This window comes from Klebsiella sp. BIGb0138 (genome assembly GCF_004342285.1).
Lineage (GTDB): Bacteria > Pseudomonadota > Gammaproteobacteria > Enterobacterales > Enterobacteriaceae > Klebsiella.
Genome location: NZ_SMCV01000007.1, coordinates 290,817 through 314,276, shown reverse-complemented (window position 1 = coordinate 314,276; position 23,460 = coordinate 290,817). Strand labels below are relative to the sequence as shown.

The 23,460-nt window shown below is 56.9% G+C and carries 17 protein-coding genes, 1 rRNA gene and 2 pseudogenes; 7 read left to right on the top strand and 13 right to left on the bottom strand.

Translation table 11 applies throughout. The features are described 5' to 3' along the window. Positions 1-88 (top strand): 5S ribosomal RNA (gene rrf, locus EDF73_RS17525); the annotation flags it as partial. Between the two features lie 108 nt (positions 89-196). Here rrf and EDF73_RS17520 read toward each other — a convergent pair. From EDF73_RS17520 to EDF73_RS17510, 3 genes are all read right to left on the bottom strand, one after another. After that, positions 197-943 (bottom strand): Crp/Fnr family transcriptional regulator, encoded by a 747-nt coding sequence (locus EDF73_RS17520; protein ID WP_132730345.1) that lies wholly within the window; start codon positions 941-943, stop codon positions 197-199. Between the two features lie 52 nt (positions 944-995). Next, complete coding sequence (locus EDF73_RS17515) at positions 996-2,300, bottom strand: MFS transporter (protein ID WP_243655230.1); 1,305 nt, start codon at positions 2,298-2,300, stop codon at positions 996-998. Between the two features lie 125 nt (positions 2,301-2,425). Continuing rightward, positions 2,426-3,538 carry a mandelate racemase/muconate lactonizing enzyme family protein gene (locus tag EDF73_RS17510; protein ID WP_132730344.1) on the bottom strand — a complete coding sequence of 371 codons (1,113 nt, stop codon included), beginning with the start codon at positions 3,536-3,538 and terminating at the stop codon, positions 2,426-2,428. Positions 3,539-3,928: 390 nt separating this feature from the next. Between EDF73_RS17510 and metA the strand changes: the two genes are divergently transcribed. The 4 genes and pseudogenes from metA (at position 3,929) to aceK (ending at position 9,921) form a co-directional block, all read left to right on the top strand. After that, positions 3,929-4,858: a homoserine O-succinyltransferase gene (gene metA, locus EDF73_RS17505; protein ID WP_132730343.1), complete on the top strand. Its 930-nt coding sequence runs from the start codon at positions 3,929-3,931 to the stop codon at positions 4,856-4,858. 260 nt (positions 4,859-5,118) lie between these two features. Further along, on the top strand, positions 5,119-6,720 hold the full coding sequence (gene aceB / locus EDF73_RS17500) for a malate synthase A (protein WP_132730342.1): 1,602 nt from the start codon (positions 5,119-5,121) through the stop codon (positions 6,718-6,720). A gap of 34 nt (positions 6,721-6,754) precedes the next feature. Next, complete coding sequence (aceA, locus tag EDF73_RS17495) at positions 6,755-8,059, top strand: isocitrate lyase (protein WP_132730341.1); 1,305 nt, start codon at positions 6,755-6,757, stop codon at positions 8,057-8,059. Between the two features lie 49 nt (positions 8,060-8,108). Beyond that, positions 8,109-9,921, top strand: a pseudogene (gene aceK, locus EDF73_RS17490) (bifunctional isocitrate dehydrogenase kinase/phosphatase). Here aceK and EDF73_RS17485 read toward each other — a convergent pair. Next, positions 9,874-10,281: pseudogene (locus tag EDF73_RS17485) on the bottom strand (ASCH domain-containing protein); the annotation flags it as partial. The pseudogenes aceK and EDF73_RS17485 sit on opposite strands and share 48 nt — an antisense overlap. Before the next feature lie 16 nt (positions 10,282-10,297). Beyond that, positions 10,298-11,125, bottom strand: coding sequence for a glyoxylate bypass operon transcriptional repressor IclR (gene iclR, locus EDF73_RS17480; RefSeq protein ID WP_132730339.1), 828 nt, complete (start codon positions 11,123-11,125; stop codon positions 10,298-10,300). Between the two features lie 195 nt (positions 11,126-11,320). Here iclR and metH point away from each other — a divergent pair, with 195 nt between their 5' ends. Then, complete coding sequence (gene metH / locus EDF73_RS17475) at positions 11,321-15,004, top strand: methionine synthase (protein WP_132730338.1); 3,684 nt, start codon at positions 11,321-11,323, stop codon at positions 15,002-15,004. 232 nt (positions 15,005-15,236) lie between these two features. Beyond that, the gene (locus EDF73_RS17470; RefSeq protein ID WP_132730337.1) at positions 15,237-16,868 is read left to right on the top strand and encodes a Na/Pi cotransporter family protein; all 1,632 of its coding nucleotides are present in this window, start codon (positions 15,237-15,239) and stop codon (positions 16,866-16,868) included. Positions 16,869-16,963: 95 nt separating this feature from the next. Here the strand turns inward: EDF73_RS17470 and pepE are convergent, their stop codons facing one another. The 8 genes from pepE to EDF73_RS17430 all read right to left on the bottom strand — a co-directional run bounded on the left by pepE (position 16,964) and on the right by EDF73_RS17430 (position 23,416). After that, positions 16,964-17,653 carry a dipeptidase PepE gene (gene pepE / locus EDF73_RS17465; RefSeq protein WP_132730336.1) on the bottom strand — a complete coding sequence of 230 codons (690 nt, stop codon included), beginning with the start codon at positions 17,651-17,653 and terminating at the stop codon, positions 16,964-16,966. A 214-nt stretch (positions 17,654-17,867) separates the two neighbouring features. Beyond that, on the bottom strand, positions 17,868-18,680 hold the full coding sequence (locus tag EDF73_RS17460) for a shikimate 5-dehydrogenase (RefSeq protein WP_132730335.1): 813 nt from the start codon (positions 18,678-18,680) through the stop codon (positions 17,868-17,870). Further along, positions 18,673-19,902, bottom strand: coding sequence for an L-sorbose 1-phosphate reductase (sorE, locus tag EDF73_RS17455; protein WP_132730334.1), 1,230 nt, complete (start codon positions 19,900-19,902; stop codon positions 18,673-18,675). Before sorE ends, EDF73_RS17460 begins: the two co-directional genes overlap by 8 nt. Positions 19,903-19,976: 74 nt before the next feature. Further along, positions 19,977-20,801, bottom strand: coding sequence for a PTS system mannose/fructose/sorbose family transporter subunit IID (locus EDF73_RS17450; protein WP_132730333.1), 825 nt, complete (start codon positions 20,799-20,801; stop codon positions 19,977-19,979). An 11-nt stretch (positions 20,802-20,812) separates the two neighbouring features. Beyond that, on the bottom strand, positions 20,813-21,610 hold the full coding sequence (locus tag EDF73_RS17445) for a PTS mannose/fructose/sorbose transporter subunit IIC (protein WP_132730332.1): 798 nt from the start codon (positions 21,608-21,610) through the stop codon (positions 20,813-20,815). A gap of 91 nt (positions 21,611-21,701) precedes the next feature. Next, positions 21,702-22,196, bottom strand: a complete 495-nt coding sequence (locus EDF73_RS17440) for a mannose/fructose/sorbose PTS transporter subunit IIB (RefSeq protein WP_132730331.1) — start codon at positions 22,194-22,196, stop codon at positions 21,702-21,704. Beyond that, entirely contained in the window at positions 22,196-22,603 is a 408-nt protein-coding gene (locus EDF73_RS17435; RefSeq protein ID WP_132730330.1) for a mannose/fructose/sorbose PTS transporter subunit IIA, read from the bottom strand. Before EDF73_RS17435 ends, EDF73_RS17440 begins: the two co-directional genes overlap by 1 nt. A 9-nt stretch (positions 22,604-22,612) precedes the next feature. Continuing rightward, entirely contained in the window at positions 22,613-23,416 is an 804-nt protein-coding gene (locus tag EDF73_RS17430) for an SDR family oxidoreductase (RefSeq protein WP_132730329.1), read from the bottom strand. Between the last annotated feature and the right edge of the window lie 44 nt (positions 23,417-23,460).

Below are 23,460 nucleotides of genomic sequence, written 5' to 3'. Positions count from 1 at the left end.
CTGACCCCATGCCGAACTCAGAAGTGAAACGCCGTAGCGCCGATGGTAGTGTGGGGTCTCCCCATGTGAGAGTAGGGAACTGCCAGGCATCAAATCAGTAAGAAGCCCATCCTCGCGGATGGGCTTTTTGCGTTTTGGGCCAATGGAAATCTGACCGTTCCCGCACAGTCGCATTCAGGCAAGCCTTCCCCTTGGGCTATTCATCTTCATCGATATAGAGTTGTCTGAGCGCGCTCATATTCACGATTAAAATCTTGCCGTATTTTGCCTCGATCCATCCCAACTTTTCCCATGCAACCAGACGCTTATTAATGGTCTGACGGGTGGCATTGATAATGGTTGCCAGGTCGTCCTGGGTTAAGTAAAGGTTGATTAATACGCCTTTCTCATGCCATTCGCCATAGCCTTCCGACAGGCTCACCAGACGTTTCGCCAGACGGGCTGAGACGGATAAAAGCGCGCTGTCATGGAGCATCGTGAAGGCGTTGCGCACCACTTTACACAGCAGTAGTGCCAGAAAATGGTGGAGGATGGGATAGTGCTGCAAAAGCGACTCCACGTCGCGCGGTTTCAGCGTCAGCAGTATTGTTTTGCCAAGCGCTCTGGCATCGTGGGTACGGACTGATTTGTCAATCATACCGATTTCACCAAACCAGTTGCCGGGCGAAAGATAGCGAAAAATACACTCTTTGCCATCGGCTGAGACGGAGCTGACTTTGACGGATCCGGTAATGACCGCATACAGCGCCTGTGATTCATCTCCCCGATAGTGGATCACCTCACCGTTTTCATACTGATAAAAGCTGGCACGGGACAACATCTGCCCACTAAGATAATCAGGTAGCGCCCGGAACCAGCTACTGGTCAGCAGGATAGCCTGGATCTCATCCTGCTGAAGATTCCATTCATGTGACTCCTGTGCTACGGCCAATATCTTAACCATCGTTGTTGCTGTCCTGATGTTGATTATTGTCGCAGCACTGTATCATTTCCGATTAATCAGAGTGACGGAGATATGTCGCTTCACCGGATTTCATGGCGTGTGCCGGGGAGGGTATCGTCTGCGCTTTATCAATCCCAAACCGTCGTAATGCCAGAATCATCAGGCTACCTGCTGCCGTGACCAGCGCGAGGAAATAGAGCCCTGCCTGCGGTGAGCTGAAGGAATGCTCTGCCCAGACGCGTAGATTTGGGGCGACGAAGCCTCCTAAATTGCCCATTGAATTAATGAGAGCGATCCCCGAAGCCGCGGCTGCTCCGCCCAGGTACGATGAGGGAAATGTCCAGTAAAGTGGCTGCATAGCAAGGTGTCCCGCAGCCGCAACGCATAGGGCGACAATCGCGATGAGCGGTATACTCTCAGCGAAACCCGATAACGCGATCCCCACGGCTCCGCACATAAAAGTGACAGCTGCAACGTAGCGGCGTTCCTGCAGTTTTTCGGCGATCCGTGGCACGTAATACACCGCAATGGCGGCACACAACGGTGGGATCGCGGTGACAAAGCCAACCAGCAGACCGACTTTCGTGCCCATCAGAGTGGCGATCTGGGTTGGCAGGAAGAAATAGATCCCGTAACCGCAAACCTGGACGGTGAACCAGATCAGGCATAGGTAGAGCACGCGTACATCCAGTAGGGCCTGCCACACGCCTTTTGGACCATGGGCCAGTTTCATCTGCTCTTCATGATTAAGCGTCTGGCTTAGCGCCGCTTTCTCTTGCTGCGTTAACCACCTGGCGTCGTCAGGACGATCGTCCAGATAGAAAAAGACCCAAATCCCGACGGCTGAGGCCAACAAACCTTCGACGACGAACATCAACTGCCAGCCATGCAGGCCGAATGCCAGCGTCGTACCTTCCAGAGAAAGCAGTGAGCCGGAAAGCGGGCCGCCGATGATAAAGGCCAGCGGTGCGCCAAACAGAAAATAGCCGGTAACACGTGCGCGGATCTGTTGCGGGAACCAGAAAGTCAGATAGAGAATGACGCCGGGAAAGAACCCTGCTTCACTCACCCCCAGCAGAAAACGTAAGAAGATAAACATCGTTTCGGTATGTGCAAACATCATTGCCGCAGAGACCAGACCCCAGGTGATCATGATCCTCGCCAGCCACACTCGGGCGCCAATGCGGTAAAGCAGAATATTACTTGGGACTTCAAAAAGGGCATAACCGATAAAAAAGATGCCGGCGCCAAAGGCGTAGGCTGCATCGCTTAGCCCTGTGTCCAGCTGGAATTCTTGTTTTGCAAAACCGATATTTGAACGATCCAGATAGGCCAGAATAAACATCAGCGTGACCATCGGGATGATCCGTCGTATGGATTTACGTATTGCCTGTGATAAATCAAGATCGGTAGGGGCGGGCATAGTTCACCTCTTGGTATTTGTCATTATTTTTTGTCGTTCAGACGATGTACCGGTAAGGGTTATCTGACGCTGAAACGATCAAGGGCTTCTCGCCGCAGCGTGGTGCCTGCGCCTGGCGCCGTGGGGAGAGAATAGAACCCCTCTTTCACTTCTACCGGATCGACGAAACACTCCAGCGTCCAGGGGATGAATTCCAGCAGCGAGCAGGCCGGGTGCGCCATGACCAGATGCAACTGAGCTTGCATCATGTCACCGTGATGCGGTGTCACCGGCAGATTAAATGCCAGCCCGAGGTCGGCAATTTCCCAGACTGCCGTCAGCCCACCGCAGCGCGTGGCGTCTGGTTGTAGGTAATCGACGGCCCCAGCGAGTACAAACTCTTTAAAAGAATCAAAATGATAAAGTAGTTCTCCCAGGGCGAGAGGCGTGCTGATATGCCTGGCCAGCGCGCGGTGACTGGATACATCGTCATGCCACATCGGCTCTTCAAACCAGGTAATGTCAAAATCAGCCAGCCGTGAACCATACTGTTTGGCAGTGCTGATATCCCATCTGGCGTTCGCATCCACCATCAGATTGACGTCATCGCCGATCGCTTTTCTGACGGCTTCAATCCGCCTGAGGTCTTCTCGCGGGTCTGGTTTGCCGATTTTCATTTTGATGGCATTAAAGCCCTCTTCAAAAATCATCTTCTTACAGTCATCGACCAACTCGGCGGTCTCTCTGACTAACCAGCCACAATCGGTGTTATAGGCGGAAACGCGAGTGTGCTGTGAGCCGCCAAAAATTTTCCACAGCGGCTGTTCAACCATCTTGGCTTTCAGATCCCACAGCGCAATATCAATGGCGGAGAGCGCCATCTGCATCAATCCTCCGCGTCCTACCCAGATATTGGTTGAACTACGGGATAATTTACGGTGCAGGTAACGAACTTCATTGGCATCTTCTCCGAGTAGCATCGGGCCGAAAACATCGCTGATAATGGTGGTGAGCAATCTGTCGGTAGCGATATCAGCATGGGTACCCGTATAACCGTAACCGACCAGACCATTGTCCGTCTCAATCATGACGCCGGGCATGCCCCAGTGTGTAATGCGGTGTGTAGAATCGCCGATGATATTTTTGGTTACCGGCACGTGCATAATAAATGTCGTCAGTTTGGTGATTTTCATGCTTGCTTCCTGTCGCTGTAAGACCTGATGGATTGCCGCAATGTAGCAATGGTCTTTCGGGAAGGCTGTCAAACGGTTTACACATCACCAGCGGCTGGCGAGATTAATTAAAATATTTGATACGGATCGCGAATTGCTCACATCCTCCTGGCGGGGATGGGGAAGGCCGTCCTGATGGATAGCCTTTTTATCTTTTTTATTCTTGTGCTAAGCAGTAACGGATAGACCCGGCTCGGGCCGTCAACCCTATAACGTCTCGCCACGTTAAACCGAATGGGGTTGAAACTTTTTCACCTTCTACGTGCAGACTCGACATTTTATTTATTCCTGGTTATTGTTAGCTATCTGGATGTCTAAACGTTTATACGTATGCTATGAGGTAATAAAGTTATGCCGATTCGGGTGCAGGACGAGCTGCCAGCCGTCAATTTCTTGCGTAATGAAAACGTCTTTGTGATGACCACTACGCGCGCAACAACCCAGGAAATTCGTCCGCTGAAGGTACTCATCCTCAACCTGATGCCGAAAAAAATCGAGACGGAAAACCAGTTCCTGCGTCTGCTATCGAACTCTCCGCTGCAGCTTGATATCCAGCTTCTGCGTATCGATGCGCGTGAATCCCGCAATACGCCCAGCGAGCATCTGAATAACTTCTACTGTAATTTCGAGGATATCTGCGATCAGAACTTTGACGGACTGATCGTGACCGGCGCGCCGCTGGGTCTGGTGGAGTTTAACGATGTGGCCTACTGGCCGCAGATCAAGCAGGTGCTGGAGTGGGCAAAAGATCACGTCACCTCAACGCTTTTTGTCTGTTGGGCGGTACAGGCCGCGCTCAATATTCTGTACGGTATTCCTAAGCAGACCCGCGCTGAAAAAATCTCTGGCGTTTATGAACACCACATTCTGCATCCTCATGCTCTGCTGACCCGCGGTTTTGACGATTCCTTCCTCGCGCCGCATTCACGCTATGCTGATTTCCCGGCCGCGTTAATTCGTGACTATACCGATTTAGAAATCCTCGCGGAAACGGAAGAGGGCGATGCCTATCTGTTTGCCAGCAAAGACAAACGTATTGCGTTCGTTACTGGTCACCCGGAATACGATGCAAATACCCTGGCCAGTGAATTTTTCCGCGATGTGGAAGCCGGTTTGAGTCCGGAAATTCCGTACAATTATTTCCCGCACAACGATCCGCAAAACAAACCGCGTGCCACCTGGCGCAGCCACGGAAATTTGCTGTTTGCGAACTGGCTTAACTATTACGTCTACCAGATCACGCCATACGATCTGCGGAATATGAATCCGACTTTGGATTAATCCTCCAGATAACGCGATCCTAAAGCGTTTCAGCATTTTGCCTCTGGCACCTTCGGGTGCCTTTTTTGTTTCCGAAATTCAGTTCACGTTTGATATTAACTTTAATTTTAATGTTATCAATATGTTGAATTGATATTAAATTAAAAATGGAAATTGTTTTTGATTTTGAAAATTTATTGAGTAGTCTTAATTGTGTTGAGCGAAAACCAGACAACGATCGTTCATCCGCGCCAACTGGATCAACCAATAGGAGCTACACCATGACGCAACAGGCGACAATCACTGACGAACTGGCCTTTACCCGGCCCTATGGCGAGCAGGAAAAACAGATTTTAACGCCCGAGGCGGTGGAATTCCTGACGGAACTGGTGAGCCGCTTTACGCCTGAGCGCAATAAACTGCTGGCGGCGCGTATCCAGCAACAGCAGGCCATTGATGACGGAAAGCTCCCTGATTTTATTTCGGAAACGGCTTCCATAAGAAATGGTGACTGGACGATCCGCGGTATTCCGGCCGATTTGCAGGATCGCCGGGTCGAAATTACCGGCCCCGTTGAGCGCAAAATGGTGATTAACGCCCTCAATGCCAATGTGAAAGTGTTTATGGCGGATTTTGAGGATTCGCTGGCGCCGGACTGGGACAAGGTGATCGATGGCCAGATTAACCTGCGCGATGCGGTTAACGGCACCATCAGCTACACCAATGAGGCCGGTAAAATTTACCAGCTGAAGCCCAACCCCGCGGTGCTGGTGTGTCGCGTGCGCGGCCTGCATCTGCCGGAAAAACATGTGACGTGGCGCGGGGAGGCGATTCCCGGCAGCCTGTTCGATTTCGCGCTCTATTTCTTCCACAACTATCAAAACCTGCTGGCGAAAGGCAGCGGCCCCTATTTCTATCTGCCGAAAACCCAGGCCTGGCAGGAAGCGGCGTGGTGGAGCGAAGTCTTTAGCTACACCGAAGATCGGTTTGCGCTGCCGCGCGGCACGATCAAAGCCACGCTGCTGATTGAGACGCTGCCGGCCGTATTCCAGATGGATGAAATCCTGCATGCGCTGCGTGACCATATCGTCGGCCTGAACTGCGGGCGCTGGGACTACATTTTCAGCTACATCAAAACGTTAAAGAACCACGGCGATCGTGTTTTACCCGATCGTCAGGTGGTGACCATGGATAAACCTTTCCTCAGCGCCTACTCACGGCTGCTGATTAAGACCTGCCATAAACGCGGCGCGTTTGCGATGGGCGGCATGGCGGCATTTATCCCCAGTAAAGACGCCGATCGCAATCGTCAGGTTCTCGCCAAAGTTACCGCGGATAAAGAGCTGGAAGCGAACAATGGCCACGACGGTACCTGGATTGCCCACCCCGGCCTGGCTGACACCGCAATGGCGGTCTTCAATCGGGTGCTTGGCGAACATGCCAACCAGCTGTTCGTCAGCCGGGAAGAGGATGCGCCGATCGCCGCCGACCAGCTGCTGGCGCCCTGCGCGGGCGAACGCACGGAAACGGGGATGCGCGCCAACATCCGCGTCGCGGTGCAGTACATCGAAGCCTGGATCTCCGGCAACGGCTGCGTACCGATTTATGGCCTGATGGAAGATGCGGCCACCGCCGAGATTTCACGTACCTCTATCTGGCAATGGATTCATCATCAGAAAACGCTCAGTGACGGTACGCCGGTCACCAGGGCGCTATTCCGCCAGTGGCTGGCGGAGGAGCTGATGGTGATTCAGGACGAGCTGGGCGAACACCGCTATAGCAGCGGGCGTTTCGACGATGCCGCGCGCCTGATGGAACAGATCACCACTTCAGACGAACTGATTGATTTCTTAACGTTGCCAGGCTACCGCCTTCTGGCGTAATTCATCCACTCGTTACCCTATGGAGCATCTGCATATGAAAACCCGTACTCAACAAATTGAAGAATTAAACAAAGAGTGGACGCAGCCACGTTGGGAAGGTATTACCCGCCCATACAGCGCTGAGGATGTGGTGAAATTACGCGGTTCGGTCAATCCGGAATGCACGCTGGCGCAGCTTGGCGCGGCCAAAATGTGGCGACTGCTGCACGGCGCAGCCAAAAAAGGCTACATCAACAGCCTCGGCGCGCTGACCGGCGGGCAGGCATTGCAGCAGGCGAAGGCCGGGATTGAGGCGATTTATCTCTCGGGCTGGCAGGTCGCGGCGGACGCGAACCTTGCTTCGAGCATGTACCCGGATCAATCGCTGTACCCGGCCAACTCGGTACCGGCGGTGGTCGATCGGATCAACAACACTTTCCGGCGCGCGGATCAGATCCAGTGGGCGGCGGGAATTGAGCCGGGCGATCCGCGCTATACCGACTATTTTCTGCCGATCGTTGCCGATGCCGAAGCCGGTTTTGGCGGCGTTCTCAACGCCTTCGAGCTGATGAAATCGATGATCGAAGCCGGTGCAGCGGCAGTTCATTTTGAAGATCAGCTGGCTTCGGTGAAGAAATGCGGCCATATGGGCGGCAAAGTGCTGGTGCCGACGCAGGAAGCGATCCAGAAACTGGTGGCCGCGCGCCTGGCGGCGGATGTGATGGGCGTGCCAACGCTGGTTATTGCGCGAACGGATGCCGATGCGGCGGATTTGATCACCTCCGACTGCGATCCCTACGATCGTGAGTTTATCTCCGGCGATCGCACCAGCGAAGGCTTTTTCCGTACCCATGCCGGGATCGAGCAGGCGATCAGCCGCGGCCTGGCCTATGCGCCGTACGCCGATCTGGTGTGGTGTGAAACATCAAAACCGGATCTTGAGCAGGCGCGCCGCTTTGCCGACGCTATTCACGCGCGCTTCCCGGGCAAGCTGCTGGCCTATAACTGTTCGCCATCGTTCAACTGGAAGAAGAATCTCGATGACCGCACCATCGCCAGATTCCAACAGGCGCTGTCTGATATGGGCTACAAGTATCAGTTCATTACCCTGGCGGGCATTCACAGCATGTGGTTCAACATGTTCGACCTGGCCCACGCCTATGCGCAGGGTGAAGGGATGAAGCACTATGTTGAGAAAGTACAGCAGCCGGAATTTGCCGCCGCCGGGCAAGGGTACACCTTCGTCTCTCACCAGCAGGAGGTGGGCACCGGCTACTTCGACAAGGTGACGACGATTATCCAGGGCGGCGCGTCCTCGGTGACGGCGTTAACCGGTTCAACGGAAGAAGAGCAGTTCTGATGTTTCCCCCTCTCCCTTGCCGGGAGAGGGCCGGGGTGAGGGGGAAGGTATGACGCGTGGCCTGGAATTATTGATTGCCCAGACGATTTTGCAGGGTTTTGACGCCCAGTACGGGCGTTTTCTCGAAGTCACTTCAGGCGCGCAGCAGCGCTTTGAACAGGCCGACTGGCATGCCGTGCAGCAGGCCATGAAACAGCGTATTCACCTCTACGATCATCATGTTGGCCTGGTAGTGGAGCAGCTGCGCTGCATCACCGAAGGGAAAAGCACCGACGTTAATTTTTTGCTGCGGGTGAAGGAGCACTACACTCATCTGTTGCCGGATTACCCGCGCTTCGAAATTGCGGAGAGCTTTTTCAATTCCGTCTATTGCCGGTTATTTGACCACCGCTCGCTGACACCCGAGCGGCTGTTTATTTTCAGTTCGCAGCCGGCGCGCAGCTTCCGCTCTATTCCCCGGCCGCTGGCGAAAAATTTTTTCCCCGAGCGCGGCTGGGAGACGTTATTAAGCAAAGTGTTATCCGATTTACCTCTGCGCCTGGCGTGGCAAAACAAGGCGCGCGATATTGCTTACATCAGCGCCAGCCTGCAGGAAGCGCTGGGTAGCGAGATGCTCTCCCGGTCCCATCTGCAGATCGCGAACGAACTCTTTTATCGTAATAAAGCCGCCTGGCTGGTGGGCAAACTGGTGACGCCGGTAGCGACCCTGCCATTTTTGCTACCTATCCATCGCACCGACGATGGCGAGCTGTTTGTTGATGCCTGCCTGACCACCCATGCCGAAGCGAGCATCGTCTTTGGCTTCGCTCGTTCCTATTTTATGGTGTACGCCCCGCTGCCCGGCGCGCTGGTAGAATGGCTGCGCGAGATCCTGCCTGGTAAAACTACCGCTGAACTGTATATGGCCATTGGCTGCCAGAAGCATGCCAAGACCGAAAGCTATCGCGAATACCTGCACTATATTGCCGGCAGTGACGAACAGTTTATTGAAGCGCCGGGCATCCGCGGGATGGTGATGCTGGTCTTTACCCTCCCTGGCTTTGACCGGGTCTTTAAGGTCATCAAAGACCGTTTCGCGCCGCAAAAAGAGATGAGCGCCGCCCACGTCCGCGCCTGCTATCAGCTGGTAAAAGAGCACGATCGCGTCGGGCGGATGGCCGATACCCAGGAGTTTGAAAACTTCGTGCTGGATAAACGGCAAATCTCTACGCCGCTGATGGCGTTATTACAGGCGGAAGCGGGGGCGAAAATCACCGATCTTGGCGATCGTATCGCCATCAGCCATCTTTATATCGAGCGGCGAATGGTGCCGCTTAATCTCTGGCTGGAACAGGTGGAGGGCCAGGCCCTGCGCGATGCGGTGGAGGAGTACGGGAATGCGATTCGCCAGCTTGCCGCCGCCAATATCTTCCCCGGCGATATGCTGTTTAAGAACTTCGGCGTGACCCGCCATGGCCGGGTGGTATTCTACGACTACGATGAAATTTGCTACATGACGGAAGTGAATTTCCGCGAGATCCCGGCGGCGCGCTACCCGGAAGATGAGCTGGCGAGCGAACCGTGGTACAGCGTAGCGCCAGGAGATGTCTTCCCGGAAGAGTTTCGCCACTGGCTGTGCGCTGACCCACGGATCGGACCGCTGCTCGAAGAGATGCATGCCGACCTGCTGCGTGCGGACTACTGGCGGGAGCTACAGACGCGAATTCGCAGCGGTCATGTGGAAGATGTCTATGCCTACCGCCGCCGCCAGCGCTTTTGCGTGCGCTACGGCGAACGACAGCAGGCCGGATAAGCTGCGGCCAGCGCGCGGCCATGACCTCAATGACCGCGAACTCTTCAAAGACCAGCTCCATATCGGCTGACCAGCGGCCTTCCCGCTCAAAGAATGAGCGATGAGCCTGCTGCCAGTATGACAGGCTAAGATCGCCTTCCCCTTCCAGCGCGGCAAGTTCGGCGCTCATTTCATGAAAGCGGACAATCCGCAGCGCCAGGGTACGTATCACGCAGGCCGCTTCGCCCGCGCCGTTAAGCACGATATGCATGGCGCCGGGGGTCACCGGCCGTTCATTGGCCTGATAGCTGGCGAAAGAGCAGCAGGTGGCCCGTTTTTTCCCGGCGATAACTCGTGCGACCAGTTCATCGGCCATTTCTGGCGAATCGCCAAATGACCAGCAGAAAGCCTGCGGGTACTTTGCCTGCCAGAACGCGAGCGGCTTGCCCATGTCAGTGTCCTTTTTGTTAACGTCTGCCGCCGTAGGCCAGCGTCACCTCTTTCGCCGCTTTAATGGCCAGGGCGCCCAGCTCGGTGACGCGATCGTCAGTCATCCGGGAAATGGGGCCGGAGATCGAGATGGCGGCAAATGGTTCGCCGTGCTCGTCGTAAATGCAGGACGCAACGCAGCGCAGGCCGAGGGCATGCTCTTCATCGTCAAAGGAGTAGCCGCGCTTGCGCGTCTGGGCCAGGTCCTCTTTCAGATGTAGCGGGGAGACCAGCGTGGCGTGGGTATAGGCGTGCAGGCCTTTACGGTGCAGCAGGCTGGTCACCTGCTCTTCACTGAGCTGTGAAAGAAACGCTTTTCCCGCCCCGGAGGCATGCATCGGCAGTTTGCCGCCAATCGGCGCGGACATGCGCATCAGCTGGGTACACTGCACCTGGTCGATAATAATCGCCTGGTGGTCGCTCTGATCCAGTACCGCCAGGTTAACCGTTTCGCCGGAGTCTTCCATTAGCCGGCGCAGGATGGGGTGGACGATAGCCAGCAGGTTGCGGCTTTGCAGAAAGCTGCTGCCGACCACAAAGGCGTGAGTGCCCACGGACCAATGCCCCAGTTCTCCGACCTGGTGCACGAAGCCCAGCTGTTGCATGGTGGTCAGCAGGCGATGGGTGGTGGAGTTGGGCAGACCAGCCTGTTGGGCCAGTTCGGTCAATGCCACGCTGCCGTGAGATTCGGCAATCCATTCGAGTAATTTTAACCCACGGGTGAGTGACTGAACCTGGCCGCCAGCCTGAGGCGCTGCGGGAGTCGCGGGTTTTCTGCCGCGTTTAGCGGGAACGGGGGTAGCCATCGCAGATTCCTTTTTTCTGTATCGTGGAAATAGTTTTCGTTTTATTTGACCGATTTGCAATCACAACCCGACTGATCGGAGGAGTGAAGCTGAACATGTCTCATATTGTCCGCCGTTCTCTTTCCCGCCACTGTGCTTTATGCCAGTATGGTTCGTTGAGTTTTTCGGTCTGGTTGAGCGTTGTCGGGAGCGAGTGTGAGCAGCAAAGTTGAACAACTGCATCAGCAGTTAAAAAAACGTATTTTGGTTCTGGATGGGGGCATGGGCACCATGATCCAGGGCTATCGTCTGAGTGAGCAGGACTTCCGCGGCGTGCGCTTTGCCGACTGGCCCTGCGATCTGAAAGGCAATAACGACCTGCTGGTGCTCAGTAAGCCGGAAGTGATTACCGCCATCCATGACGCCTACTTTGAGGCGGGGGCGGATATCATTGAAACCAACACCTTTAACTCGACGACGATCGCGATGGCGGATTACCAGATGGAATCCCTGTCGGCGGAAATCAACTTTGCCGCAGCAAAGCTGGCGCGCGCCTGCGCCGATGAGTGGACCGCCCGGACGCCGGAAAAACCGCGCTATGTGGCGGGCGTCCTCGGCCCGACCAACCGCACGGCCTCCATCTCCCCGGATGTCAACGATCCGGCCTACCGCAACATTACCTTCGATGGTCTGGTGGAAGCCTACCGCGAGTCCACTAGGGCGCTGGTGGAAGGGGGCGTCGACCTGATTCTGATTGAGACGGTGTTCGATACCCTCAACGCCAAAGCGGCGATCTTTGCCGTGAAAGAGGAGTTTGAAGCGCTGGGCGTGGAACTGCCGATCATGATTTCCGGCACCATCACCGATGCCTCCGGGCGTACGCTCTCCGGGCAAACCACCGAAGCATTTTATAACTCGCTGCGCCATGCCGATGCGCTGACCTTCGGCCTGAACTGCGCCCTTGGGCCAGACGAGCTGCGTCAGTACGTGCAGGAGCTGTCGCGGATTGCCGAATGCTACGTGACCGCGCACCCCAATGCCGGGTTGCCCAACGCCTTTGGCGAATACGATCTGGACGCCGATACCATGGCGGCGCAGATTCGCGAGTGGGCGGAGTCAGGCTTCCTCAACATCGTCGGCGGCTGCTGCGGCACCACGCCGGAACATATCGCAGCAATGAGCCGCGCGGTGGAAGGGCTTGCGCCACGCCGGCTTCCCGAAATTCCTGTGGCCTGCCGTCTGGCCGGGCTTGAGCCGCTGAATATCGGTGACGACAGCCTGTTTGTGAACGTCGGCGAGCGGACCAACGTGACCGGCTCAGCGAAGTTCAAGCGCCTGATTAAAGAAGAAAAGTATAACGAAGCGTTGGACGTCGCCCGCCAGCAGGTGGAAAGCGGCGCGCAGATTATTGATATCAATATGGATGAGGGGATGCTCGACGCGGAAGCGGCGATGGTGCGTTTCCTCAACCTGATTGCCGGCGAGCCCGACATTGCCCGGGTGCCGATTATGATCGACTCCTCAAAATGGGATGTCATCGAAAAGGGGCTGAAATGCATCCAGGGTAAAGGCATCGTCAACTCTATCTCGATGAAAGAGGGCGTCGAGGCCTTTGTCGAGCATGCGAAGAAGGTGCGCCGTTACGGCGCCGCCGTGGTGGTCATGGCCTTTGACGAAGTGGGGCAGGCCGATACCCGCCAGCGTAAAATTGAAATTTGCCGCCGGGCGTACAAGATTCTGACCGAAGAGGTGGGCTTCCCGCCGGAAGATATTATTTTTGACCCCAATATCTTCGCCGTCGCCACCGGTATTGAAGAGCACAACAACTATGCTCAGGACTTTATCGGCGCCTGTGAAGACATAAAACGCGAGCTGCCGCACGCGCTGATTTCCGGCGGCGTCTCCAACGTTTCCTTCTCATTCCGCGGTAACGATCCGGTCCGCGAGGCGATTCACGCCGTCTTCCTGTACTACGCCATTCGTAACGGCATGGACATGGGGATTGTTAACGCCGGTCAGCTGGCCATTTATGACGATCTGCCAGCCGAGCTGCGCGATGCCGTCGAAGACGTGATCCTCAACCGTCACGATGAGGGGACCGAGCGTCTGCTGGAGCTGGCGGAAAAATATCGCGGCAGTAAAACGGACGACTCCGCCAACGCTCAGCAGGCGGAATGGCGCAGCTGGGACGTGAAAAAACGTCTTGAATACTCGCTGGTGAAAGGCATTACCGAGTTTATCGAGCTGGATACCGAAGAGGCGCGCCAGCAGGCCGCCCGGCCGATTGAAGTTATCGAAGGCCCGCTGATGGACGGCATGAACGTGGTTGGCGATCTGTTCGGCGAGGGCAAAATGTTCCTGCCGCAGGTGGTCAAATCGGCCCGCGTGATGAAGCAGGCGGTGGCCTATCTGGAACCGTATATTGAAGCCAGCAAGGAAAAGGGCTCCAGCAACGGCAAGATGGTAATTGCGACCGTTAAAGGCGATGTGCACGATATCGGCAAAAATATCGTCGGCGTGGTGCTGCAGTGTAATAACTACGAAATCATCGATCTGGGCGTGATGGTCCCGGCGGATAAGATCCTCAAAACCGCCCGCGAAGTGAATGCCGACCTGATTGGTCTTTCCGGGCTGATTACGCCGTCGCTGGACGAAATGGTGAACGTGGCGAAAGAGATGGAGCGCCAGGGCTTTACCATTCCGCTGCTGATTGGCGGCGCGACCACCTCGAAAGCCCATACGGCGGTCAAAATCGAGCAGAACTACAGCGGCCCGACGGTTTACGTGCAGAACGCCTCGCGCACCGTGGGCGTGGTCTCGGCGTTACTCTCCGCGACGCAGCATGACGATTTTGTCGCGCGCACCCGTAAAGAGTACGAAACCGTGCGCATCCAGCATGGACGCAAGAAGCCGCGTACGCCGCCGGTCACATTACAGGCCGCCCGCGAGAACGATCTGGCCTTTGACTGGGCAAGCTATACGCCGCCGGTCGCTCACCGCCTGGGGGTGCAGAGCGTTGAAGCCAGCATCGAAACCCTGCGTAACTATATCGACTGGACGCCGTTCTTTATGACCTGGTCGCTGGCCGGGAAGTATCCGCGCATTCTGGAAGATGAGGTGGTGGGCGAAGAGGCGCAGCGGTTGTTCAAAGATGCTAACGACATGCTGGATAAACTGAGCGCAGAGAAGACGCTGAATCCGCGCGGCGTGGTGGGACTCTTCCCGGCTAACCGGGTGGGGGATGATATTGAAATCTATCGCGATGAAACCCGTACCCATGTGCTGACGGTCAGCCATCATCTGCGTCAGCAGACCGAGAAAGTCGGCTTCGCCAACTACTGCCTCGCCGATTTCGTGGCGCCGAAGCTCAGCGGCAAAGCCGACTATCTCGGCGCTTTTGCGGTCACCGGCGGGCTGGAGGAAGACGCGCTGGCGGAGGCGTTTGATGCCCAGCACGATGATTACAACAAGATCATGGTCAAAGCGATTGCCGACCGCCTGGCCGAAGCCTTTGCCGAATATCTCCATGAGCGGGTGCGTAAAGTCTACTGGGGCTATGCGGCGAATGAGAACCTCAGCAACGAGGAGCTGATTCGCGAAAACTACCAGGGGATTCGTCCGGCGCCGGGCTATCCGGCCTGCCCGGAGCACACGGAAAAAGCGGTCATCTGGGAGCTGCTGGATGTCGAAGCGCATACCGGGATGAAACTCACCGAATCGTTCGCCATGTGGCCGGGCGCTTCGGTTTCCGGCTGGTATTTCAGTCATCCCGACAGCAAGTACTACGCGGTGGCGCAAATACAGCGCGATCAGGTGGAGGATTATGCCCGGCGTAAAGGCATGACCCCCGCCGAGGTGGAGCGCTGGCTGGCGCCCAATCTGGGGTACGACGCGGACTAAATCGCGGCCTGTCACAAATCTGTCATCTTAACTTACAACTTAGCGGGCGCTCTGTGGGCGCCCTGTCTCTTTATTGCTGCTAAACCCTTATACTGGGGTATTGATTCAGGACGATCTGCTCTGACTGAGATTGCCCCGGACTATGTAGCCCGGCTAAGCGCAGCGCCGCCGGGGGAATCCTGGACGGGGTTATCGGCATTTATCCGTCGGGTAATAAGGAGAACAACAATCCGTGTTAACTCTGCTGCATCTGCTTTCTGCTGTCGCCCTGCTGGTCTGGGGCACCCATATCGTTCGTACCGGCGTCATGCGCGTGTTTGGCGCGCGTCTGCGCGCCGTCCTCAGTAGTAGCGTTGAGAAAAAACCGCTCGCGTTCTGCGCCGGTATAGGCGTCACCGCGCTGGTCCAGAGCAGTAATGCCACCACCATGCTGGTGACGTCGTTTGTCGCCCAGGATTTGGTGGCGCTGACGCCGGCGCTGGTGATAGTGCTCGGCGCCGACGTCGGTACCGCGCTGATGGCGCGGGTACTGACCTTCGACCTGTCGTGGCTGTCGCCGCTGCTGATTTTTATCGGGGTGATTTTTTTCCTCGGCCGCAAACAGACGCGGGCCGGCCAGCTGGGGCGGGTAGGGATCGGGCTGGGGCTGATTTTACTCGCCCTGGAGCTGATCGTGCAGGCGGTCCACCCCATCACCCAGGCCAACGGCGTTCAGGTGATTTTCGCCTCGTTGACCGGCGATATTATGCTGGATGCGTTGATTGGCGCCATGTTCGCCATCATCAGCTACTCCAGCCTGGCGGCGGTGCTGCTCACCGCCACGCTGACGTCAACCGGGGTCATTTCGTTCCCGGTCGCGCTGTGTCTGGTCATTGGCGCCAACCTCGGCTCGGGGATCCTCGCGATGATCAACAACGGCGCCGCCAACGCGTCCGCCCGTCGTGTCGCGCTGGGCAGCCTGCTGTTCAAGCTGGTGGGCAGCCTGATTATTTTGCCGTTTGTGCACGTGCTGGCGAACGCGATGCACCGGATGCCGTTACCGGAATCGGAGCTGGTGATTTACTTCCACGTCTTCTACAACCTGATTCGCTGCGTGGCGATGGTCCCCTTTGCCGAACCGATGGCCAGGCTCTGCAAACGTCTGATTCGCGAAGATCCCGAGCTGGACCTCCATCTTAAGCCTAAGCATCTGGACACGTCGGCGCTGGATACCCCCGCGTTGGCGTTAGCGAATGCCGCGCGCGAAACGTTGCGTATCGGCGATGCCATGGAGCAGATGCTGAACGGTTTGCGCAAGGTGATGCACGGTGAGCCGCGGGAGGAGAAAGAGCTGCGCCGGCTGGCGGACGACATCAACGTGCTCTATACCGCGATCAAGCTGTATCTGGCGCGGATGCCGAAAGATGAGCTGGCGGAAGAGGAATCCCGGCGTTGGGCGGAGATCATCGAAATGGCGCTCAACCTGGAGCAGGCCTCCGATATTGTGGAGAGAATGGGCAGCGAAATCGCCGATAAATCGCTGGCGGCGCGGCGTGCCTTCTCCGTCGAAGGGCTTAAAGAGCTCGATGGGCTATACGATCAGCTGCTTAGCAACCTGCAGCTGGCGATGTCGGTCTTTTTCTCCAGCGACGTGCCGAGCGCCCGCCGTCTGCGTCGTAACAAGCACCGTTTCCGCATTATGAACCGGCGCTACTCGCACGCGCACGTCGATCGTCTGCACCAGCAGAACGTGCAGAGTATTGAGACCAGCTCGCTGCACCTCGGATTACTTGGCGATATGAAGCGCCTGAACTCGCTGTTCTGTTCGGTGGCATATAGCGTGATGGAGCAGCCGGATGAAGATGACGATCGCGATGAATATTAAGGCGCAGGATTTCCCGGGCGCGCGGCCTGACCGGGGCAAGGGTCGATAGCCCGGCGCTGGCTAATGCCGCCCGCCGGGAATCGATCCCTCTGTGGTTAAAAGCGATGCCCGGCTTTCAGGGCCACCGCTTCCTCACCGGCGCGGAATACCAGCGTTGGGTTCGGGCCGCCGAGCGTCGCGTGCCCCTGCGTCACCTGAATCCAGTTGCCTTCCGGCAAACCGATAATCGTCAGCTCCGGCGCCACCGCCAGCAGTTCGCGAATACGCTGTTCACGGGTTTCACCCTGATGTCCTTCCGGCAGGGCGTTGGTAAAGTGCGGGTTGATCTGCAACGGGAACAGGCCCAGCGCAGCAAAACCTTGCGGGTCGACAATCGGCATATCGTTGGTGGTGCGGATGGTCGGACAGGCGAGGTTAGCGCCCGCGCTCCAGCCGATGTACAGGGCGCCACGCTTAACAACATCGACGATCGGCGCCAGCAGCCCGCGCTCGCGGCAGGTTTTCAGCAACTGGAACGTATTCCCCCCGCCGACAATCACCACTTCGGCCGTCTCAATGGCCGCGACAGGGTCGGCTACGCTGTGGATGCCGGTGACTGAAACGCCAAGCGGAGCGAGCGCCGCGGCGGCTTTCGCCGTGTAGTCATCCCAGGTTTGCATCACCCCGGCAAAGGGGACAAACACCGCGGAACGGCGCCCATTTAGCTGTCCGGCAATCAGCGGCAGCGCATGTTCCAGCCATGCTTTGCCCGGCAGCGACGAGTTACTCAATAACAGCAGTTCCATCTTTTCTCCAGTTAGCCAGGTTACAGAGTCGGTTGCGGATCCTACCACCGCTTGTCTGCGCGCTTGCTGATATGGCTCACGCTGTTGCAAGGTCGCGGCGTCAGGGAACCTGGCTTATCGCGTGGCGAAGGGGAAGAGTGAGGGGGCGCGGCGAACACCATGTGGGGATTCCGGCAGAGGCTAAACGAAAACGCGCCTTCCCTGGCGCCTCGGTTTATTCCGTACGAGCAAACGCCGCGGCTTCAGTGACCAGCGCCGCATCCGGGCGTACCCCGGTATACAGGGCGAATTGTTCCACCGCCTGCAAGGCGATGACTTCCGCCCCGCTGATGAGGTGTTTTCCCCGCTGCTGCGCCAGGCGAATCAGCGGCGTTTCTGGCGGCAGGGCGACCACGTCGAAGACGATACTGGCCCGATCCACCATCGCCGGGCTGAAGGACAATGTGGCGCTATGCGCCCCGCCCGCCATGCCTAACGGCGTGACGTTGACCAGAACATCCGCCGGGATCCCATCCGGCCGCGGCTGCCACTGAAAGCCATACTGTCTGGCCAGCGCCAGGCCGCTGTCACGATTGCGGGCGGCGATAACCACATCGCGAAAGCCGGCGTCACGAAAGGCGGCGATGACCGCTTTGCCCATACCGCCGCTGCCCTGGATCATCACTTTGCCGGCGCTATCCAGCCGGTGGCTGTCGATCAGGCTCTTCACCGCAATATAGTCGGTGTTGAAACCGGTCAACCTGCCGTCGTCGTTAACGATGGTATTCACCGAGTCAATCACCCTGGCTGAAGGGTCAATGGCGTCAAGAAAGGGCATGCAGCTCTCTTTAAACGGCATAGATACCGCGCAACCGCGAATACCCAGCGCCCGAACGCCTCTTACCGCGGCGGCGATGTCCTGTGTGGTAAAGGCTTTGTAGAGATAATTGAGCCCCAGTTTCTCATACAGGTAGTTGTGAAAACGGGTGCCGAAGTTACCCGGGCGGCCGGCCAGCGACATACAGAGCTGCGTTTCGCGATTAATCATGGGCAATGTCCGGGGCATGGGCCAGCAGATAGCGCTCCGCTTCCACGGACCAGATCCCATGGTGGCGCTCCACGATCGCCGCCAGATCCGGGTCGGCGATCTTGCCAAGGGGCGTCAGAGGCAGAGATTTCCCGGTATACACCAGCTTTTTACCACCGCCGACCGCCGGTAAATCGAGAGTCGTTTCCCCCGCCGCATTGAGCCCAAGGATATGGGTGACGACTTTCGCCGTCTGCACTTTTTTCGTCTGCATCAGCGCCACGGCGGCGCGCATGTCATCGGTATTGCCGCCGGAGGTACCCACGTAATGAGTAAAGGCGTAGTGGACATCGTAAAAGTTGATTGGGGCGCTGAACTGCTGGTCCTGCGGGCCGGCAAAGAAGTTCAGACAGCCGTCGGGGGCCAGCAGCGAAGAGGCCATGGTAATCAGCTCCTCTTTCGGCACGAAGACGAAAATATCGTCAAAGCCGTGGCCGCCGGTTAGCGCCATCAGCGTCTCGCGTCCGGCATCGTGCCCGTCCAGGTAGTGAATGAGCGTCTGCGGTTCTGACGGATAATGCTGACGGGCATAGCTCAGCTTCGGTTTGTTGGTATCGGTCACCACCAGCAGGGAAGGGTTGACCGGCCCATGCAGGGCGTAGTCGATCGCCAGCAGCCCCATGGGGCCGGTACCGCCGAGGATCAGCGTACGGCCCTGCGGCCGGATGCCCATGGTGTGGTTGTAGGTACCTTCCTGCAGGTGATAGTTGGCGTTGAATGCGCCAATGACACAGGAGAGCGGTTCAACCAGCGAACCTTCAAACCAGCTCTCGCCCTCCCAGCTAAGCAGGCAATCTTGCTCCATGACTTCGTTGGGGATCACCACGTGGGTGGCTTCGCCGCCGATCCACGGGAAGGAGTAGCCGGGGCAATCAGGGCGATCCGGCAGCTGGAGGTTCGCCTGGATGACGTAGCGCTGCCCGGCATGGAATTTATGCTGCCATTTTTTCCCCACCGCGAGGATTTCACCGCAGAATTCATGGCCGATAATGATCGGATTGACCGCCACATCGTCCGGCACCTTCTTATGATTTTCGCCCTGATTGGCCTCTTTCCAGGAAGAGAGGCACAGACTGTCGGTCACCACGCGGGCGAGGATCTCATCATCCTGCATGGCCGGTAGCTCGAAGGTTTCCAGGCGCAGGTCGCGTTTACCGTAAAGACGTAAAGCCGTTGTTTTCATGTTTACCACCTCATCCCCTTTATCTGTCGGGGTTAGCTTGTTGAAGTCGCCCCGGCAGCGCCGGGGCTGAATAATCAGGACAAGAAGCCCAGCGCATTGCCGATAATCCCTAAGCCGAACAGGGCGAAGATCAGCCAGACCGGGTTAACTTTTTTGTTCAGCAGGCGCACCATCAGCAGCGTCAGGCCCAGGGCCAGCAGGCCGGGGCAGAGCTGATCGAGGATGTTCTGTACGGTCATGGTGACGGTGGCGCCATCGGCGCCCGGCGTTTGCGATACCACCAACGGCACGTTGATGGTGGTCCACCTGGTAACCAGCACGCCCATCACGAACAGGCCCAGAATCGAGGCGCCTTCGGTCAGTTTTTGCAGCAGGTTGCCGCCCATATCGCTGACGATATTGATCCCTTTGCGAAAGCCGAGCTGCAGGCCATACCATTTCATGGCCAGACGCACCGCATTGAAAATAAAGAAGAACAGCAGTGGACCGAGGATGTTGCCGGAGAGCGCCAGCGAAGCGCCGAGGGCCGCGGTGATCGGGCGTAAGGTGCCCCAGACCAGCGGATCGCCGACCCCCGCCAGCGGCCCCATCAACCCAACTTTGATGCCGTTGATTGCCCCATCGTCGATGGCCGCGCCGTTAGCGCGCGCCTCTTCCATCGCCGCCGTCACACCCAGCACCGGTCCGCAGACGGCGGGGGTGGTGTTGAAGAACACCAGATGGCGTTTCAGCGCCGCTACCTGATCCTCTTTCAGCGGATAGAGCCGTTTGATCGCCGGGATCATGTCGTAGCAAAACCCGAGACCGTGGATGCGTTCAAAGTTGAAAGAGGCCTGCTGCAGGTTGGAGCGCAGAAAGATGCTCACCAGGTCGCCTTGCGTCAGTTTTTTCGGTTCCATAATGGGCTCCATCAGTCGTCAAGTTGGTCAAGGGCAGTGGAAGAGGCGGCGGTTGGTTGGGGCTCGGCCTTGCGCCATTGCGGGTTCAGCTGGATGTAGATCAGCGCGATGATGACGCCCACGCCGCCGAAGGCCAGCAGGCTGAAATCGAGGTAGCCTCCCGCGAGAAAACCGAGGAAAAAGAAGGGCATCAGATATTTCACGCCCATCATGCGCAGGACCATGGCGTAACCCACCACCACAATGAACCCTCCGGCGATTTGCAGGCCGCGGGTGACGAATTCCGGGATGGCGTTCAGCATGCTGCTGACCATGTCGGCGCTGACAAACAGCGAGACCACCAGCGCCGGAATGGCGACGCGCAGCGCCTGAACGCCCAGTGCCGAGATGTGCAGCATGTCGATCGTGCGGAAATGCGCCTCTTCCGCAGCCTTATCTGCCGCGTGTTGAAAGACCACGGTGATGGTGCGGGCGAAGACGGTTAACACCTGGCCTGCCGCCGCGACCGGTAGCGCGATGGCGATGCCGGTGGCAATGCTTTGCTGGCCGACAATCACCAGAATGGCTGAAATAATGCTTGCCAGCGCCGAATCTGGTGATTGCGCGGCGCCGACGTTCATCCAGCCGAGCGCGATCAGCTCCAGAGTGCCGCCGAGCATAATCCCGGTTTTTAAATCACCAAGGATTAACCCAATCACGGTACAGGCAATTAATGGACGGTGGGTCTGGAACTCATCCAGTACGCTGCCCATTCCGGCAATACCGGAAAATATAAATATGGCGATGATTTGTAGGGTACTTATTTCCATAATATGTCACCTTGAGGGTATATGAATCCCTGCCTGTTACGGCATTAATAATCGCGTCTTTCAGGCGCGCAGATTAATACAGGCGCTATTTTTATTCGGTAATGGATTGTTCAGCTATTTTATCCAGAATATTGATCGACGGATCCGATGCGACGACGCGCAAATCCAGCTTCACCCCTGATTTATCCAGTTCGCGAAATGCATGAATATCTGCCTCATCTAAGGATACCGCCTTGGTTAATTGTTTTTTACCCGGTCGCCAGGCCATCCCGCCAATATTTAAGGTGGCAATTTTCACCCCCTGGCGGACCATCGTTAAAGCATCCTGGGGATTAGTAAATAAGTAAAACACGGTCTCATTCTGGTATTGCGGGTTGTGATAAACGGCAACCGCTTTTTCGAGATTAACGACGTTGACTTTCATCCCCGGCGGGGCGGCCTGACGAAGTAAAGTCCGCCGCACCTCATCGTTATAGACCTCATCGTTACAGATAATAATGCGCTGGGCGTTAGCCACTTTTGACCAGACGGTGGTGACCTGACCGTGGATCAGCCGGTCATCAATACGGGCGAGCGTGATATTCATCAGAAATCCTCCTCAATGGTTTCCGGCTGCCGCCAGACGACGCAGCACTGGCTGGCGATGGTGGTCAGGTGGTCGCATAGGGCCTCCGCGCTCATGGTCTCCTGGTTGTCCACCAGCTCCAGCGCCAGCGGCAAAGAGAGGCCGCTGATGACCTTGAGGCGCGGGTTGTTCATCGCCAGTCCGGCGGCGGCATTCCATGGGCTGCCGCACTGTAAATCCACGGCAATCAGCCACTCTTCAGTGCTGTGAGCACTTACTAACTTTTCTAGCTTCGCGGCGATGTCCCCGGCATTCTCACCCGGCACAAACGCCACCGCGCTGACCCTGACATCGCCATATACCATGCGTACCGAATCGAGCATGGCGCCGGCCAGCTGACCGTGGGCGCAGAAGATAGCATTCACCATGTTGGCTCCTTAGCCGCGGGTTTTCCCGCCGGCAATGTTAGTGGTTACTCCGGTTATATAGCTGGCACGCTCTGACAGCAGATAGCAGACGTAGTCGGCTACCTCGCTCAGACGGCCGGAGCGACCGATTGGAATGGCATTTTTGCTATATCCCGCGCGGAGCTGCTCGACGGTGATATTGCGGGTCCAGGCCAGCGCCTCTTCATATTCCGGCGTGCGTAGCCCGGTTTTTTCGAGGATGCCTGGCGCAACGCCCACGACGCGGATGCCGTGTTTCCCCAGCTCTTTCGACCAGGAACGGGTGAAGCTATTCAGCGCCGCTTTCGTCGCGGCATAGCAGCTCTGGCCTTCCGAACCTTCCAGCCCGCTTTCCGATGAGACGTTAACAATGACGCCTTCGCGCTGTTTCACCATCTGCCGCGCCACCGCCTGCGACATGAAGAAAACCCCTTTCTGGTTGATGTTGACCATTTTCTCGAAGGCGGCTTCATTTAACTCGTAGCGCCCCGCAGGCGCTTTCTCATCGACCAGCAGACGCGGGAAATTCACCCCGGCATTATTGACCAGTCCATCAATTCGCCCGTAACGCTGAATAATCTGTTCTACGGTGTGGTTAACCTCACTGGCGCTGGAGATATCCGTAGGCCAGAATTGGTAGCGATCGCTATTCTGATATTTGTCGCCGCCGTGAATATCGGTCATCTGGACATTGGCCCCGAGATTTAATAACTCGTCGACAATCGCCAGACCAATTCCCGACGCGCCTCCGGTCACAATAATGATTTTGTCTTGCAGATTTAGCCACGTTTGCATAATAGTCATCTCATTTTCAGATAAAAGGATCCCGCGCAGCGCCC